Origin of the sequence: Streptomyces sp. AB3(2024) (assembly GCF_041862025.1) — a bacterium.
GTDB lineage: Bacteria > Actinomycetota > Actinomycetes > Streptomycetales > Streptomycetaceae > Streptomyces.
The window spans coordinates 1-331 of record NZ_JBGWAB010000371.1 but is presented as its reverse complement, the minus strand read 5'-3'; the positions used below and the strand labels follow the sequence as shown (position 1 = coordinate 331).

At 73.1% G+C, this 331-nt stretch carries 1 protein-coding gene; it reads left to right on the top strand.

Annotation, left to right across the window (positions count from 1 at the left end):
* A partial coding sequence (locus ACEPPI_RS40820; protein ID WP_373920287.1) for a polyketide synthase dehydratase domain-containing protein occupies positions 1-331 on the top strand: 331 nt, incomplete at both ends.

Below are 331 nucleotides of genomic sequence, written 5' to 3'. Positions count from 1 at the left end.
GGACGCGGCCCGGTTCGGGCTGCACCCGGCACTGCTCGACGCGGGACTCCACGCCATCGGCCACGGCGACCCGTCCGGGCAGGCCGCTTCGGGTGCGCTGCTGCCGTTCTCGTGGGCCGGTGTCTCTCTGTATGCGGTGGGTGCTTCGGCGCTGCGGATGCGGTTGGCGCCGACGGGTGCGGGTGATCAGAGTGCGCTGGCGTTGTGGGTGGCGGACGGGTCGGGGCGGCCGGTTGCGGCGGTGGAGTCGCTGACGTTGCGTCCGGCTTCTGCCGAGCAGGTCAACGCGGCGGGTGCCGCTCACGTGGAGTCGCTGTTCCGCGTGGAGTGG